The following is a 16,338-nucleotide window of genomic DNA, read 5'->3' as shown; positions in this document are numbered from 1 at the left end:
ACGGCACACACAATGCGAAGCAATGCCCATGCCAACGTGATGGATTTGCCGCCGCCTTTCGGGGTGATTTTCGGGACAGGGTGCGGCCCCGGACGGAAATACTTCACTCATTAAATATCAAGCACATAGCGCGAGATGCCCGTTCCACGGGGCATTCGGCGGATCGTTGCGCGCGCGATGCGACAAATCGCCACGTGCGCAATTTCCCTAACTCTTCGCTATACTGTGTCGCAACCCCCAACGCACCAGACCGATTACGATCGTCGTGACCCAGACGCTTTCTCTCGCGGACCTGCGCAAAAACTACGCCCTCGGCTCACTTTCGGAGACCGACGTCGCGTCCAGCCCGTTCGACCAATTCCGACTCTGGTTTGAGCAAGCGCTCGCCGCCCAACTGGCCGAGCCGAATGCCATGACGCTCGCCACCGTCACGCCGGATGGCCGCCCCGATGCACGGATCGTGCTGATCAAGGGCGCCGACGAACGCGGGTTCACGTTCTTCACGAATTACGATTCGCGCAAGGGTCAGGAACTGGCAGCTACGCCTTACGGTTGTCTGCTGTTTCACTGGATCGAGCTTGAGCGTCAGGTGCGTATCGAGGGACGCGTCGAGAAAGTGAGCGCAGAAGAAAGCGACGCTTATTACCACTCGCGCCCGGTGGGTTCCCGCCTGGGCGCCTGGGCCTCGGTGCAAAGCGCCGAAGTCGCCGACCGAACCATCATCGAGCAACGCGAAGCGGAGTTCCGGCGCCAGTTCGGCGACGCCCCGCCGCGCCCGCCGCACTGGGGTGGATACCGGCTCGTGCCGGAAACCATCGAGTTCTGGCAGGGCCGCGAATCGCGCCTGCACGATCGCATCAAATTTTTCCGGCTTGCCGATGGAGCGTGGCGCGTCGCGCGCCTGTCCCCCTGAACGTTGTTGTGTCGGCTACGCCGACGCGGTACGCCTGCCCGCCCGTTTGACGAGGAGACGTCACCGTGCCGACGGTACGGATGAAAGTTTTTTTGGTGACACTTGGAGCACATCCATGTTGTGGGAGAAAAAACTCGAAAACTGGGTCAGCGGCGTCAAGACCTCTTCGAACCTGCCCATACGCCTCGCGCTTTGGAACGGTCAGCATTACGATTTTGGTGCCTTCGACAACCCCAGCGTAACGTTGCGCATCAATGGCCCTGCGGCCATGACGCGTCTACTGAGTCCAAGCCTCGACAATCTCGGCGAGGCGTATGTGAAGGGTGAGATCGATGTCGAAGGCCGACTGGCCGACGTCATCGACATGAGCTACGCGCTCGCGGGCAGCAGTCTGACGACCATCGGTCCGCTTGAGCGTGCCGTGCGTCACTTCAATCACACCAAGAAGTCCGACAAGCGCTCGATCGAGTTCCACTACGACGTGTCGAACGAGTTCTACCAGCTCTGGCTGGACAAGAACATGGTCTATTCGTGTGCCTATTTCGAAAATGGCGACGAAGACCTCGACACGGCGCAAGAGAAGAAGATCGATCACATCCTCACGAAGATCGGACTCCAACCCGGCCAGACACTGCTCGACATCGGCTGTGGCTGGGGCGCACTGGTAATTCGCGCCGCACAGAAGTTCGGAGCGAAGTGTCTCGGCGTGACGCTCTCGGAAAATCAGTTCGCACTGGCGACAGAGCGCGTCAAAAAGCTCGGTCTGGAAGACAAGATCGAGATCCGCATTCAGGATTACCGCGACGTGGAAGGTCAGTTCGACCGGATCACGAGCGTGGGCATGTTCGAGCACGTCGGGCGCAAGAATCTGAAGGACTACTTCGCGAAGATGGCTTCCCTGCTTAAGGACGATGGCGTCGCCATGAACCACGGCATCACGTCGACGGATCCCGATAGCGGCGAGACGGCGATGGGCGGCGGCGAGTTCATCGACAAGTACGTGTTCCCGAACGGCGAGCTGCCGCACATCAGCCTGGCGCTGGAGTCGATGCAGCGCGGCGGACTGGAGGCGAGCGACGTGGAAAGTCTGCGCCGTCACTACGCCCAAACGCTTACGCTGTGGTCGGAGCGCTTCGAAGCGAACGCGCCGCGTCTGCGCGAGCTGGCTGGGGAAGAACGCTTCCGTGTCTGGCGCGTGTATCTTGCGGGATGCGCCTATGCGTTCGAGCACGATCACGTCTCGATCTATCAGGTCGTGTGCCGCAAGGCAGGACAATCGGCGAAGCAGCTTCCGTGGTCACGCCGTTACATGTACGAGAATCGCAACAAGCAATGAGTCAGATCGATCTGTTCGGCACGCCGCCTGACGACCCGCCGCCAGGCGGACGTGCCGGGCAGGTCGACGGCAAGTCTGCCGCTTCCACCTCGCCCGCAGCCCGCGCCTCTGCGGGGTCGTCCGAGGGCGGGCGGCGTCCGTCTCGTAACGCCGTCGGCGCGGCCAACCTCCCCCCTGAAGTGCAAACGCTGGGCGAACAACTGCCCGGCAATATCCGTCTTGGCACTTCGTCGTGGTCGTTCCCGGGCTGGAAAGGCATCGTCTGGGACGACGATTACAGCGACACCAAACTCTCGCGTCAGGGACTCACCGCCTACGCCAGCCATCCCGTGCTGCGTTGCGTCGGCATCGACCGGTCGTTCTACAAGCCGATGTCAATCGTCGAGTACCAGAAGTACGCCGAGCAGGTTCCGAAGGATTTTCGGTTTCTGGTCAAAGCGCCGAGTGTCGTGACAGATGCCGTTGTACGAGGGGAAAAAGGCGAAGGTCTCAGCGCGAATCCGTGTTTTCTCGACGCGCGCATCGCCGCCGAACAGTTCGTAGCACCGTGTCTCGCGGGGCTGGGTCCGAAGGCCGGTGTGCTGGTGTTTCAGGTGTCGCCGCTGCCGATGGAGCTTCTTCGCGACATCCCCACGTTGATTCAACGCCTCGAGACGTTTTTCTCCGCCCTCCCGCCGTTACCGCAAGGCGAGGCGCTGCCCGACGGAACGACGGCGCCCGGCCCGTGCTACGCACTGGAGATTCGCGACGGCGCACTGCTGACGCCGCGTCTCATGCGCACGCTGGGGCAACTGGGTGTGCGTTACTGCATCGGTCTGCACGCGCGCATGCCGCATGTGGAGCGTCAGGCCGCTGCACTGGCATTGCTTGACGAGATGGGTGCAGGGCCGCTTGTCGTGCGCTGGAATCTGAACAGCGGCCACAAGTACGAGCAGGCGAAAGCGAAGTACGCGCCGTTCGACAAAATCGTCGATCCCGATCCGACCACGCGCGACGTGCTCGCCGCATTGGCCACGCACTATGCAATGGCCGGGCACCCCGTCTACGTCATTGTCAACAACAAGGCCGAAGGCTCGTCGCCGTTGTCGTGCAAGGCGCTGGCCGAGCGCATTTCCGAGTTGTCGCAGACGCCGGAAACAACAATGGCCTGACCCGGCAGTTACGCCGGGCTCAGGCCATCGTCATTCGAACGCGAAGTGCTTGAAGTGCTTGAAGCGCTTACGCGACGAGGTGCGGAATCGCGACGTCCGGATTCACGTCGGCGTCGTAGTCCACACCTTCGATCTCGAAGCCGAACAGACGCAGGAACTCGTGCTTGTAACCCGCGAAGTCCGTCAGTTCGTACAGATTCTCGTTCGTCACCTTATCCCACAGCGCCGAGACTTCGCCCTGCACTTCCGGCGACAGTTCCTTCTGGTCGGTGCGCACGCGCCCTTCTTCGTCGAGCAACGGCGAAGCGTTGTACAGGCTGTCCTTGTACAGACCGTAGATCTGTTCGATGCAACCTTCGTGCGTGCCCTTGGCCTTCATGACCTTGAACAGCAGCGACAGATACAGCGGCATCATCGGGATCGCCGAGCTGGCTTGCGTGACGAGTGCCTTGAGCACGGCAACACGCGCATCGCCACCGCTCGGGGCAAGCTTCGCACGAATGCCCAGCACCTTCTCGTCCAGATCCTTCTTGGCCGCGCCAATGGAGCCGTTCCAGTAGATGTCGTGCGTGATCTTCTCGCCGAGATACGTAAAGGCAGTCGTCTTGGCGCCCGGGGCGAGCACACCGGCCTCAGCCAGCGCGTCCATCCACATCTGCCAGTCTTCGCCGCCCATGACGGCGACCGTGTTCTCGATTTCTTCCTGCGAGGCCGGTTCGAACACCGACTCCTTCACGACTTCCTTGTCCGTATCGATGCCGCGCAGCGTCACCGACTTGCCGACCGGCTTGAGCACCGAGTTGAACACCTGCCCCGTTTCCGGATGCGTGCGGCGCGGCGCGGCCAGGCTATACACGACCAGATCGACCTGACCGAGATCGTTCTTGATCGTCTCGATGGTCTTGGCCTTGATTTCCTTGGAGAAGGCGTCGCCGTTGATGCTCTTCGCGTAGAGGCCCTTTTCGGTGGCGAACTTGTCGAAGGCGGCGGTGTTGTACCAGCCCGGCGTGGCCGGCTTGGTCTCGCTGCCCGCGCGCTCGAAGAACACGCCCAGCGTGTCGGCGTTGCTGCCGAAAGCGGCGGTAATCCGTGCGGCCAGACCGTAGCCGGTCGACGCGCCGATCACGAGCACCTTCTTCGGGCCGTTCGCGATCGGGCCTTGCGCCTTCACGTACTCGATCTGTTGCTTGACGTTGGCTTCGCAGCCGACGGGATGGGTGGTGACGCAGATGAAGCCGCGCACGCGTGGCTTGATGATCATGGAAACCTCGTTCACAAAATTCGGTGATGCCGGCTCACCCGGCAAACACCGCGCATTGTAAACGAGGTCGGGCCGGGCCCGGCAGTTTGAGACCGCTTTTGCCCGGCCTGCGGCGTGATTTCCGGCCACTTTCCGCCGTTCGGCAATGTCCGGTCGGACAGCGCCGAACGATATTCGGATGATTCCGGTGCTATTCCGGTGCTATTCCGGTGCAACGACGACCGTACGGTCGACCCGCTTGGGGAACTGAATCTGACGAATGCGGCGCACCAGCAAGGCCGCCACGATCGCGGCCACGCCCGTGAGCAGCACACCGGCGTGCACAGCGTTCACCAGCGTCTGACGTGCCGTTTCGACCAGCGGCAGGCCGTCGATGCCCATGGCACGAAGGTCCGTCAGCAAATCCGCGCGCAACGCCGGATCGATCAGGATGCGCGGATCGAGGGCGCGCGCCACGGCGTGGGCTGCGGGCGTGCCGTCGTAGCTCGTCACGGCACCCGCCACACCGCGCGCGTACCAGTGATTGACCAGCGTACCGACGATGGTCGTGCCCAGCATGCCGCCGACCATGCGCGTCGATTGCAGCAGCGCGGTCGTGATGCCAAAGCGCTCGCGCCCGGCGATCTCCTGCCCGAACACGTTCATGTTGTTCAGGATGAAACCGATACCGATGCCCGCGCAGGCCATCGCCAACGCGAGCAGGCCGTGCGGCGTGGTGTTGTGCGCCAGCCCTACGCCCGCCGCAGCGACCGCCAGCAGGCAAAAGCCGATGACCAGCATGTTCGTCGGCCGAGCGAGACGGACGACCACCGGCGTATTGATAAAGCTACCCAGCGCAATGCACGCCGCAATCGGCGTCGCGATCAGCCCAGCGGCCTGCGGGCTGAGGCCGAAGCCACCCTGCAACAACAGCGGCGCGAAGAAGATCAGCGAATACATCACAAAGCCGATCAGTACGGAGAGCGTGAACAGCACCACGAGCTGCGGGTGCCTGAACATGTCGAGCGGCACGATTGGATGCGTCGCGCGCCGTTCGGTGCGCAGCAACGCCCAGAAACCGATAGCAACAGCCGCGATCAGCGCGAGGTTGACGAGTGACGCGCCGTGCTCGGGCACGCTCTCGATAAACACCTGAAAGCCGCCCAGCACCACCGCGATCCAAAGCGCACCACGCCAGTCGACGCGAACGTCACCCTTATGGGCTGGGGGGAATTTCGGCAGATAGCGCCATACGAAGTAGAGCGCCGCCAGTCCCACCGGCAGGTTGACGAAGAAGGTGGACCGCCAGCCGAAATGCTCGGAGAGCAGACCGCCCAGCGACGGGCCAGCCGCCGTACCGATGCCGTAGGCCGTAGTGATCACCACCTGCCAGCGCACGCGCGAACGGGCGTCCGGAAAGAGGTCCGGAACGGACGCAAACGCCGTGCCGACCATCATGCCGCCGCCAATGCCTTGCAGGCCGCGCGCGAACACGAGGAACGGCATGTTGGGGGCGAGGCCGCAAAGCAGCGAGGCGAACGTGAACGTCAGCACCGACGCGATAACGAACTTGCGTCGACCGAAGTAATCGCCGAGCCGCCCAAATACCGGCACGGTCACGACGGAAGCCAGCAAGTAAATGCTCGCAATCCAGGCGTAATACTCGAAACCCTTGAGCTCGGCGACGATGGAGGGAAGTGCTGTACTGACGACGGTCTGGTCGAGGGCGACCAGCATGTTGACGAGCGCGATGCCGATCATGGCCATCAACGCATCGCGGAAAGGCAGGGGGCGCACGGCAAACTACCTGAAGACTTCATGGAGGGAAGCCGCCATTTTATGCGAAAAATAATGAATATATGAACGGTTATGCATAGCGCGCATTTCCGGCCGAAAGCCCCCGGTATGTCTTGTTCTGCGTCGATCCCCTGCCTCTTCTTCTGTTGCAAAGTTGACGACGAAATAAATTCAACGAATATCAACAATAAATTCAACCAAAGTCCGATTCACGACTCGCATTGCCCCTGCCCCCCCTTCAAATCTGGGCGTTGTCCGATCCCCCTTTCGGACGCCCCACAACCCCACGCCACCTGCTGGCGGGCATCATCGATGTGTCCTGACCGGGCGCGCACCGCAGCAAATGCGTCAATTCCCGGCGCATTCGCCAAAACCGCGCCTTAACAACGGCCGCACCATCGCTCGACGCTTCGGAAAGCGTCGTCGTCACTTTTCTGGAGATACGCCCATGAAACATCGCCCTGCGCGCGAAGATTACCGACGCTGGCTGAACGCACAACGCGGCGAGACATCGGCTGACGCACAGGAGGCGGCTCAGACAACGGCCGCACTTCCGGAACTTCCCGCGACATTGCCGTATGCCGGATATGTCGTCTGGTTTTACGCAAGCCTCACCTATCTCGATATTCGTTTCGATCACCACCAGTTCGCCATCGTCACGCAGCAAGTACCCAGCCCGGCCGAAGCGTTCTACTTCGATCACTTCGACGCTGCCTATGGACATGCGGCAGACGTGGGCGAACCGTGTCTGATCCTGTTTGCTTCGGTGACAGGTGGCGCGGCAAGCGTCGCCGGGTAGATGCGGTAGACGCTTGAGGGGTCCGCAGGCGGACACGACGCGATGTTGGCGTTTGCACAAGTCACGAGGTTCCTCCTCGTGCCGTCACATCTTCCTCCACGATGTATCCACGCTCAGGGAGCTTTGACCATGCCGTTTCTCACATTTGGGGCCTCGCTTGCGCAGGCCCGCGCAAACGCTGCGTCGGCCACGTCTAACGCCGAGTTCGTCATCCCGTCGACCGCCATCGAGATACAAGCGGTCAGAAACGTTGTTTCGGCCACGTCCAATGGCGACTTCCCCGCCATCCCGTCGACCGCGATCGAAACGCAGGTGGTCAGAGACATTGCCCCGGTCATCGACAGGGAATCGTCAGCGGATCAGGGCGACGCATTCGTCAAATCGACTCGACGCGTTTTCGGATGCCAACCGACACCGGTCGACAAATACCTCGCGGATGCCCTCGCCGGGTTCATCACGCCCCGCGGCGAATGCGCGCCTCGAACGTTCGCGAGCAATGCTGCGCTTCGCGCAGAACTTGCCGAAATGCTGGCACTTCACCCGGATGGCGAAGGGGTGAGCGTGGCTAAACGAATTGAGGCGCTGGGGTTCCCCTCGCTGTTGCGTGACGACGATCCGAAGTATTTACCCGGCACGCTCGGTGCGATGCGTTATGACGTTGGGGCAAACGCCATTCGTCTTGGGCGATTCAAACTCCCGCAGACCGACCCCTACAGCAAGGCGGCAGCATTTCGTTTTGCAGGCGAATGCGAGTTGGCCCATCTTCGCAAAGGTGACCCCATCGCCCCGCTGGTCAGAGAGGACCATGCGTCGATCCTCGACTTCCACTATCGGGCCGCGGGCATGCGAGGCCACACGGCGCTACCTCCGACGGGCTATATCAACGCTGCGCAAGACGAAACACATCTCTCGGATTTCACTGCGCACCTCACGCGTTGCCGACGCCTCGAGCGCCCTTCCCGTTCCATCCTGGCAAGCCGATTGCGCGTGTATCCCGTCTCACCGCTCGACACGATGCAAACCGGTCCCGCCTGCGTCATTCTCTGATGCTTCGCACGATCTCGCGAGCGCCGCGCCCCGCCGGGGCGATGGCGTGACTACAGCAACGACAGACTTTGAGAGAGGACTTCATGCCCGCACCGTCACAACCGCTTCCGGGTTACTGGCCACAATTGTCGAACTGGCAAATCCAGGCGGGTGAGGCACCCGGCAACGCCCATCCGGCGTCACAGTTCACCAGCATCAGGAATCGTCTTCCTGAAGGGCACGCTATTCGCACGGCGTCGTTGGCAAGGAAAAGTCAGGCCATCCCGACGGAAACGCCGTGTCAGGGCGTGCATTTGGACGACTACATGCACAACGTGCTCGCAGCGTTAGTCACGCCCAAGGAGGGATGTCCGTCACGACGCTATGCGCGCAATGCGGAGCTTCGGCATTCGGTTGCGACCGCGCTGGCGCTGCATCCGGAGGGCGGCGCGGCGTTACTCGAAGCGAGGTTGAAATCGTTGGGACTGCCCTCGTTGCTCCGTGACGAGCCGCAATATCTGCCGGGCACGTTGGAAGCGCTACGTTATGACGTGGGCGCACAGATCGTGGCCATCGGGCGAAGCGAGCTACCCGATCTTGCGGACGTCGATACGCCGGCGGATAGCGCGTTACATGAGGCAGGCGCGCGTGAACTGTCCTACCTCGACAACGACAGCCCACACGCAGCGGAAGTCCTGCGCGACCACCGACGCATTCTCGACTTCCATTACGGCGCAGCGGGGGTTAATTCGTTTGAAGCGGATGAAGCCCTTCAACCGCTTGAAGCCATGAGGCGCACGGCCTTTCCGTCATCCGTACAACTCAAGGCCCCCTTCAAATCGGAGGCAGCGGCAATCGCGGCTGCCGTGGCAAAGCCTGATGTGCCACTGGATCAACGTCTGAGAAATGCGCGGCACCAGCAATACCGTATCACCACCTTCGTCGGGCATCTCGAACGATGTCGGCAGGGCAAAGAACCACCGCCCTTACGAAGCAGTAGCGGCAGTGCGTGGGGCCGGATTCCGCTTTCGGCAGGGCCGGACGCACAGCGCGCGCGTCGTAAGGCAGCGAACAGTAGTCCGCCGCCTCGTCCTCCGTATCCGCCTTATCCGCTGTCGCGTGAGCACGACCCGCTCTACAACTGCACGATCCTGTGAGCGACTTCGTGTTGTCTCGCGACTTACGCCGCCGACTTCAACCGGCGGGCGAACTTCTCGCGGAATTTCTTGAGCTTCGGCGCAACGACGTAGGCGCAGTAGCCCTGGTCGGGATGCTGGCGGAAGTAGTTCTGGTGGTACGCCTCGGCGGGCCAGAACGTCTGCGTCGCGACAACCTCGGTGACGATGGGATGCTGATACGTCATCTCCGCCATCAGCTCCGCAATGAGATGTTCGGCCGCCGTCTTCTGTGCGTCGTTGTGATAGAAGATCGCCGAGCGATATTGCGTGCCGACATCGTTGCCCTGGCGGTTGAGCGTGGTCGGGTCGTGGATCTGGAAGAAGACGATCAGGATTTCTTCGTACGTGACGACGTCCGGGTCGTAGGTCACCTGCACCACTTCCGCGTGGCCCGTGTCGCCTTCGCACACCTGTTCGTACGTGGGATTGTCGACATGGCCGCCTTCATAACCCGAGACGACAGACTTCACGCCGTCCAGTTGTTGATAGCAGGCTTCGAGACACCAGAAACAGCCACCGGCCAGCGTGGCGACTTCGGTACGGGTATCGCTCGGGGAGTTCGTCTGCTCTGTCATCTTGACCTCGCTTGTCGACTGCGATTGCGCGCACTTGCGTCGGACTGGCATGCCGCAGTGCACCAAACAAATAGGGCGGGCGATCGAACTCTCGATCGCCCGCCCTATTGTCGCGCAGAAGTCCCGCGAACGGCGCAAATAACCTTAGGCATTGCGCGGCGCGTAGCGCAGCACACCTACGTCGCTCATTCGTTCGCTTGCCCGGCTCGCTTGCCCGCACTTAACCCGCTCGCTTGGCCCGTTCGCCCAACTGCCCGTTTAACCCAGTCGCTCAGCCCTGCAACTGTGTGATCAGCGGGTGCAGCAGACGCGCACCGACACGTGCCGTGAGGCCGTCGCGGTCGTACGTCGGGTTGTACTCGGCGATGTCCGCCACGCGCAGCTTGCCCGAACGACGCACCACGCCGATGAGCGCTTCCACCACTTCGAACGCCACACCGTGCGCTGCCGGTGCCGACACGCCCGGGGCCTTCTCGCCGGGCAGCACGTCCATGTCGATGGTCAGATAGACGTGGCTCACCTTCGCCAGCTTCTTCTCCAACTGGTCGCACATTTCCGGCAGGCGGTGCGCAAGCATCGTCGAGTCGAGCCAGTAGTCGACGTTCAACGCGGTGGCGCGCTCGAACAGCGCGTCGGTGTTGCTGTAACGGCTCACACCGAGACACGCATAGTGGAACGGCGCCTGACGGCCCGCCAGCAACTGCGAGATCTGCCAGAACGGCGTGCCGGAGCTGGCCGTGGGCTGTGCGCGCAGATCGAAGTGGGCGTCGAAGTTGAGAATCAGAATCGGCTCGTCGCGCAGACGGTCACCGTAGTGTTCCGCCACGCCAAGGAACGTGCCGTAAGCGATCTCGTGTCCGCCGCCCAGCACCACCGGACGCGCGCCCGCCGCCAATACTTCGGCGACGCGGTGGCCCAACGCGGCTTGCGCCGCTTCGAGCCGTTCGTCGGCACACACGATATTGCCGCCGTCGAACACGGACGGCGTGCCCTGCACGGGCAGGCTCGCCAGTGCCCGGCGCAGCATGTCCGGACCGGCCACTGCGCCCTGACGTCCATGATTACGGCGCACGCCTTCGTCACTGCAAAAACCCAGCACCACTGCGCCGCCCGCCACTTCCGATGCTTCGCAAGCATCGTAGTCGCGCAGCACCTGATGCAAACGCAGTGTGTGGCCTGTTTCGCCGGTATCCACACGGCCTTGCCAGACCGCTCGATCGATTGTCATACGTTTTCCTGCCTTGCCTGCTCGTTACCGAATTACTCTGCGCTTTGCGTCGAGGGACATCGACTTGCACCGGTACTGCCGGTGCCACCGAATGTCTTACGCCGAACGCGAAATGACCGCTTGCAGGAATTCACGCGTACGCGCTTCGCGCGGCGCGGTGAAAATCTGCTCCGGCGAGCCGGCTTCGATGATGCGGCCCTGATCCATCACGACCACCACGTCGGCGACTTCGCGGGCGAAGCCCATTTCGTGCGTGACGACGAGCATCGTCATCCCGTCGTTCGCGAGCGCTTTCATGACTTGCAGCACTTCGCCGACCAGTTCCGGATCGAGTGCCGACGTCGGTTCGTCGAACAGCATGACCTGCGGCTGCATGGCGAGCGCGCGGGCAATCGCCACGCGCTGCTTCTGGCCACCGGACAGCGTGCCCGGGTAGACGTCCGCCTTCGCAGAGAGACCCACTTTGGTGAGCAGTTCACGCGCGAGCTTTTCTGCGTCGGCGCTCTTCATGCCGCGCAGCTTGCGCGGTGCGAGCGTCACGTTATCGAGCACCGTCAGATGCGGGAACAGGTTGAACGACTGGAACACCATGCCCACTTCCGTGCGCAGATGGTTCAGTGCGTTCTCGCCCATCATCTTGCCGTGATCGACGAGCTTCTTGCCGACGATCTCGATGGTGCCCTGCTCGGCCGTTTCCAAACCGTTGCAGCAACGCAGGAACGTGCTCTTGCCCGAACCGCTCGGGCCGATGACCACGACGACCTGACGCGGCTGCACTTCGAAGTCGATGCCCTTGAGCACCTGATGGCTGCCGTAAGCCTTGCCCAGCCCTTCGATCTTGAGGATCGGGGCGCCGTTGGTTGTCTTCACTTCGCTCATTGCACGGCACCTCCGGCACGCAGGGACTTCTCGGCGCGCTGCAGCAACAGCGTCGTGACACCGGTCAGAATCAGATAAACAAAGGCAATTGCCAGATACACTTCCAGCGAGCGATACGACACGCTGATGATCTTCTGACCTTCGTGCATCACGTCATGAATCGTGAGCAGCGAGACAAGGGCGGAGTTCTTGATCAGTGCGATGAATTCGTTGCCCAGCGGCGGGATCATGCGCACCACTGCCTGCGGCAGAATCACCGAGCGCATGGCCTGACCGTAAGGCATGCCGAGCGAGCGGGCGGCTTCCATCTGACCGCGCTCGATCGACTGGATGGCGCCACGCACGATTTCCGAGACGTAAGCACCGCTATAGATGCCCAGACCCAGCACGCCGCACACAAACGCCGGCAGCAGAATATCGAACTGAGGCAGACCAAAGAACAGGATGAAGAGCTGCACCAGCAGCGGCGTGCCACGAATGAACGTGACGTAAGCGGTACAGATGCCGTAGCGAATGCGGTTGGCCGGATTGAGTCGGCCCATGCCGACCAGCAAACCCAGGACACAGCCCAGGGCCAGGGCGCAGGCGGTGACTTCGACGGTCACCAGCGCGCCACGCGCCAGGTCCGTCCAGTTTGCCCACACCGGCGAAAAATCGAGTTCCATGCGTACTCCGTCAGTTGCTCTGCTGCGCTATTGCTTTATTACTTGGGCGGGCGACGTCACCCCAACTCAGGTGACGGCCAGCCCGCCCGGTATTGCTTAGGTAATACGTGATGCGACTAACTCTCGAATGATGCGACTTACTTCGAGCTGCCGAAGTACTTCGTCACCAGCGCGGCGTAGGTGCCGTCAGCACGCACCTTTTCCAGCGCCTTGTTCATTTCTTCGGTCAGCGCCTTGTCGTCCTTGCGCAGCGCGAAGCCATAACGCTCGACGGTCAGAGTCTTGTCGAGCACCTTGACGCTCGGGTTGGCCTTTGCGTACAGCAGCGCTGCCGGCTTGCCCGTCACAGCGGCATCGGCACGGCCGATCTTCACGAGTTCGAACATCTGGTCGTTCTTCTCGACTTCCACGCGCGAGACCTTCGGGTAGTTTTCCGTCAGGAACTGCACCGACTTCGTACCGACCTGCACCGAGACCTTCTTGCCGTTCAGATCGGCCGGTTCCTTGATGCTGGTGTTGTCAGCCTTGACCATGATGGCCAGACCGCCGGTGTAGTACGGGTGCGTGAAGTTCACGGCCTTCAGGCGTTCGTCGGTGATGTAGATGGCCGAAGCCGCCACGTCGACACGCTTGGACAGCACGGCCGGGATCAGACCCTTGAAGTCGATATCCGTCCACTCGACCTTCTTGCCCATGGCCTTGCCCAGCGCTTCGATCATTTCGACGTCGAAGCCGGTGCGCTTGCCGTTTTCCACATATTCAAACGGGGGGAACGTGGCGTCGGTGGCAACACGCAGCACGTCGTCAGCAGCGAAGACCTTGCTCGAGCAGGTGACGGCCAGCGCCATCGTGAACAGGATGTGACGCAATTTCATCTGGTACTCCTTCGTGTAGTCTCGGTTCGGAAAAACCGGTTAAAAGTACTGCAATCGATTCGAAATACGCTCGGCTGCCGCCACCGTGAGGCGGATCAGCTCTTCGTGGCGCTGCGCCACACGTACGGCCGGCGCCATCAGCGTGATGGTGCCCTCCAGACGTTCCTTCGCGGCAAAGACCGGGGCCGACACACCCCAGACGCCGAAATCTACTTCGCTCTCCGACACGGCATACCGTTGCTTGCGAATCTCTTCGATCTGCGCGGCAAGACGCTCTTGCGCGACCGGCTGGCCGGCCAGTTGACGGCCAATCAGATTCTCGCGGGTGGTCTGGGGCAGGAAGGAGAGCAAGGCCTTGGCCGAAGCGCCGTGCACCAGCGGGTGCGCGCGGCCTTTCGCGAACGAGCAACGCAGCGATTGCTCGCTCTCATGCATGTCGAGGCAGACGACCTGACCGTTGGCGGCGACGAGCAGACCGACCGTCTCCCCGGTGCGCTGCACGAGGGCGTCGATCTCTTCACGTGCCTGAGTCACAAGATGCGAGTTGTGGTCGAAACCCCACGCCAATTGCACGCCGACCGGACCCGGTTCGTAGAGCGCCTCATGGGCGTGCTCTTGTACCAGCCCCCACTTCTTGAGCGGAACGAGGTGGCGGTAAACCGTAGAGAGCGGCAGGCTCGTTTGCGCGGCGATCTCGCGTGCCGCGATCGGGCGTCCATGACGCGCCACAGTCACAAGGACTTGCAGTACGCGCTCGGAGACCGAATGAGCTTCGGTGGTGTCCATCGTCTTCAAAAACCAAAGAAAGCAAAAAAATCAGCAGGCTGTGCCGCCGATGACGACATGGGCGCTATCTTGCGATGCAATTCCCAAAGTAAAAAATGCAATTCTCAGCGGATGGTAACAAATTGGGAGATTACGCATAGGGACTTTCCCTTATGCATCGCGGAAGCTCATCGTAAAAAAACGCCGGAGCCTTTGTGTGACAAGGCATCCGGCGCTTTTAAGCAAAATTTGAATAAAGCTTCTGATTAGCGACTCTTGGTAGTCATTTGCGAATTCGGCGCATCCGATAGCCACTCGATGAGAATCGGTTTCTGCACTTTCCCAAGTGCGCTCTTGGGCAGGCTCTCAAAAATGACGACGCGTCGCGGCAGTTTGAAGCGCGCGATGCGTGTGCCGAGAAAGTCGAGTACGGAGGTCTGGGTCGCACCCGCTTGCGGTGTTGCCACGACCACGGCGACCGGCACTTCGCCCCAGCGTTCGTCCGGCACGCCGACGACCGACGCTTCGAGCACGCCCGGGCAATCGACCAGCGCGTTCTCGATTTCGGCGGGATAGATGTTCTCGCCGCCCGAGATGATCATGTCCTTGCTGCGGCCGACGACTTCGAAGCAACCGTCCACGCGCAAGCGCGCCAGATCGCCGGAGTGGAACCAGCCTTCGGCGAACGACACGTGACTGGGCGCACGCCAGTACTCGCGCATCACGTTCGGTGCCCGCACGAGAATTTCGCCGACGTCACCGGGTGACACGTCCTGCCCCGCCGGGTCGACCAGACGCACTTCCACGCCGGGACACGCACGCCCCACCGCGCCGGGGTGCGCCTTCGCCTCGCCGAAGCGCAATGCGATGGACACCGGCCCCGTCTCCGTTGCGCCATACACCTGCCCGAGCGGAATACCCCGCGCGTGGAAGGCATCGATGGCGGACATCGGCACGACGCTCGATCCCGCCATCACACCCCGCAACGACGAGAGATCGCTCGAGCCCCACGCGGGGTGCGTCTGCACGGCGCGCATGGTGGCGGGCACCATCAGCGAGAGCGTCGGACGATGCCGTGCGACGTCGGCGAGCCACGCCGCCGGATCGAAGCGCGGATGCAAGGTGACGCTCGCACCGCAAAGCAGCGCGGGCAGCGTCTGAATGCACAGACCGCCGACGTGAAACATCGGCAGCGTCGAAAGAATGTGATCGTCGGCACGCATGTCGTGCGACCACCAGCTTGCCTCGGCATTGGCCAGCAGCCCGGCCTGCGTGTGCAATGCGCCCTTGGGTTCGCCTGTCGTGCCCGACGTGTAGGCGAGCAGCACAGGCGCATCGGCCGACACGTCCGGGTAGTTGACCGGCTTGACCGACGGTACCGCAATCAGGCCGTCGATGGGCGCGATGGCGGGCGGCGGCAGATCGGTGATGGCGTCCTGTTCGAGCAGGTCGCGAATCTGACGTGCAGCGTCGCGATGGACGGCGTCGAACCACAGCACGCGCACGCCCGCATGACGCACGATGGCGGCCAGCTCAGGCACGGCGAGCCGAAAGTTCAACGGCAGAAAGATGGCACCGGCGCGCGCGCAGGCGAACAGCAGCGCCAGTTGCAATTCGTCGTTCAAACCGAGACAGGCAACGCGGTCGCCCGGGGCGATGCGCCACGTCTCGCGCAGATGGCCGCCGACGCGCTCGACGCGTCGCCACAGCGCGGCGTAGTCTGTCGTGAGAGCTTCGTCACCGAAACCGCAGCGCAGCGCCAGCCGTTTGGGCGTGGCGCGCGCATGACGGGCAAGCGCTTCTACAAAAGGCGTCAACTTCTTCTCCGTCACAAGAGAGACGGCGAGGTAATCGCCACCTGGCGACCTCGCCGATTCGCTGAACCACTGCATTCCGAATGGGCAACGCAAT

General features: G+C 62.1%; 15 protein-coding genes. 6 read left to right on the top strand and 9 right to left on the bottom strand.

All coding sequences use genetic code 11. The annotated features are described in order from the left end of the window. The first annotated feature begins 265 nt into the window (after window positions 1–265). From pdxH to PCO31010_RS20980, 3 genes are all read left to right on the top strand, one after another. Window positions 266–913 (top strand): pyridoxamine 5'-phosphate oxidase, encoded by a 648-nt coding sequence (pdxH, locus tag PCO31010_RS20990; RefSeq protein WP_150665983.1) that lies wholly within the window; start codon window positions 266–268, stop codon window positions 911–913. Between the two features lie 115 nt (window positions 914–1,028). Further along, window positions 1,029–2,249, top strand: a complete 1,221-nt coding sequence (locus PCO31010_RS20985; RefSeq protein ID WP_150665982.1) for an SAM-dependent methyltransferase — start codon at window positions 1,029–1,031, stop codon at window positions 2,247–2,249. Beyond that, the gene (locus PCO31010_RS20980; protein WP_425495026.1) at window positions 2,171–3,400 is read left to right on the top strand and encodes a DUF72 domain-containing protein; all 1,230 of its coding nucleotides are present in this window, start codon (window positions 2,171–2,173) and stop codon (window positions 3,398–3,400) included. Before PCO31010_RS20985 ends, PCO31010_RS20980 begins: the two co-directional genes overlap by 79 nt. Window positions 3,401–3,467: 67 nt before the next feature. Here the strand turns inward: PCO31010_RS20980 and fabV are convergent, their stop codons facing one another. Further along, window positions 3,468–4,661 (bottom strand): enoyl-ACP reductase FabV, encoded by a 1,194-nt coding sequence (gene fabV / locus PCO31010_RS20975; protein ID WP_150665980.1) that lies wholly within the window; start codon window positions 4,659–4,661, stop codon window positions 3,468–3,470. Between the two features lie 201 nt (window positions 4,662–4,862). Continuing rightward, window positions 4,863–6,401 (bottom strand): MFS transporter, encoded by a 1,539-nt coding sequence (locus PCO31010_RS20970; RefSeq protein ID WP_150666124.1) that lies wholly within the window; start codon window positions 6,399–6,401, stop codon window positions 4,863–4,865. A 484-nt stretch (window positions 6,402–6,885) separates the two neighbouring features. Here PCO31010_RS20970 and PCO31010_RS20965 point away from each other — a divergent pair, with 484 nt between their 5' ends. The 3 genes from PCO31010_RS20965 (at window position 6,886) to PCO31010_RS20955 (ending at window position 9,419) form a co-directional block, all read left to right on the top strand. Next, entirely contained in the window at window positions 6,886–7,236 is a 351-nt protein-coding gene (locus PCO31010_RS20965; protein ID WP_150665979.1) for a hypothetical protein, read from the top strand. Between the two features lie 129 nt (window positions 7,237–7,365). Further along, complete coding sequence (locus tag PCO31010_RS20960) at window positions 7,366–8,283, top strand: hypothetical protein (RefSeq protein ID WP_150665978.1); 918 nt, start codon at window positions 7,366–7,368, stop codon at window positions 8,281–8,283. Window positions 8,284–8,366: 83 nt separating this feature from the next. Further along, window positions 8,367–9,419, top strand: coding sequence for a hypothetical protein (locus PCO31010_RS20955; RefSeq protein WP_150665977.1), 1,053 nt, complete (start codon window positions 8,367–8,369; stop codon window positions 9,417–9,419). A gap of 23 nt (window positions 9,420–9,442) precedes the next feature. Here the strand turns inward: PCO31010_RS20955 and msrA are convergent, their stop codons facing one another. The 7 genes from msrA to PCO31010_RS20920 form a co-directional block, all read right to left on the bottom strand. Continuing rightward, window positions 9,443–10,015: a peptide-methionine (S)-S-oxide reductase MsrA gene (msrA, locus tag PCO31010_RS20950; RefSeq protein WP_150665976.1), complete on the bottom strand. Its 573-nt coding sequence runs from the start codon at window positions 10,013–10,015 to the stop codon at window positions 9,443–9,445. 271 nt (window positions 10,016–10,286) lie between these two features. Continuing rightward, window positions 10,287–11,243 (bottom strand): formimidoylglutamase, encoded by a 957-nt coding sequence (gene hutG, locus PCO31010_RS20945; RefSeq protein ID WP_150665975.1) that lies wholly within the window; start codon window positions 11,241–11,243, stop codon window positions 10,287–10,289. Window positions 11,244–11,339: 96 nt separating this feature from the next. Then, entirely contained in the window at window positions 11,340–12,122 is a 783-nt protein-coding gene (locus PCO31010_RS20940; protein ID WP_039396706.1) for an amino acid ABC transporter ATP-binding protein, read from the bottom strand. Beyond that, window positions 12,119–12,787: an amino acid ABC transporter permease gene (locus PCO31010_RS20935; RefSeq protein WP_150665974.1), complete on the bottom strand. Its 669-nt coding sequence runs from the start codon at window positions 12,785–12,787 to the stop codon at window positions 12,119–12,121. Before PCO31010_RS20935 ends, PCO31010_RS20940 begins: the two co-directional genes overlap by 4 nt. 137 nt (window positions 12,788–12,924) lie before the next feature. Then, window positions 12,925–13,662 carry a transporter substrate-binding domain-containing protein gene (locus tag PCO31010_RS20930; RefSeq protein WP_150665973.1) on the bottom strand — a complete coding sequence of 246 codons (738 nt, stop codon included), beginning with the start codon at window positions 13,660–13,662 and terminating at the stop codon, window positions 12,925–12,927. Window positions 13,663–13,701: 39 nt separating this feature from the next. After that, window positions 13,702–14,448 (bottom strand): IclR family transcriptional regulator, encoded by a 747-nt coding sequence (locus tag PCO31010_RS20925; RefSeq protein ID WP_039396700.1) that lies wholly within the window; start codon window positions 14,446–14,448, stop codon window positions 13,702–13,704. Window positions 14,449–14,693: 245 nt separating this feature from the next. Beyond that, entirely contained in the window at window positions 14,694–16,244 is a 1,551-nt protein-coding gene (locus PCO31010_RS20920) for a class I adenylate-forming enzyme family protein (RefSeq protein WP_150665972.1), read from the bottom strand. Window positions 16,245–16,338: the final 94 nt, after the last annotated feature.

This window comes from Pandoraea commovens (assembly GCF_902459615.1).
In the GTDB taxonomy this organism is placed as follows: Bacteria; Pseudomonadota; Gammaproteobacteria; order Burkholderiales; family Burkholderiaceae; genus Pandoraea; species Pandoraea commovens.
The sequence above is the reverse complement of the archived record's forward strand: the minus strand, read 5'-3'. Positions and strand labels throughout refer to the sequence as shown.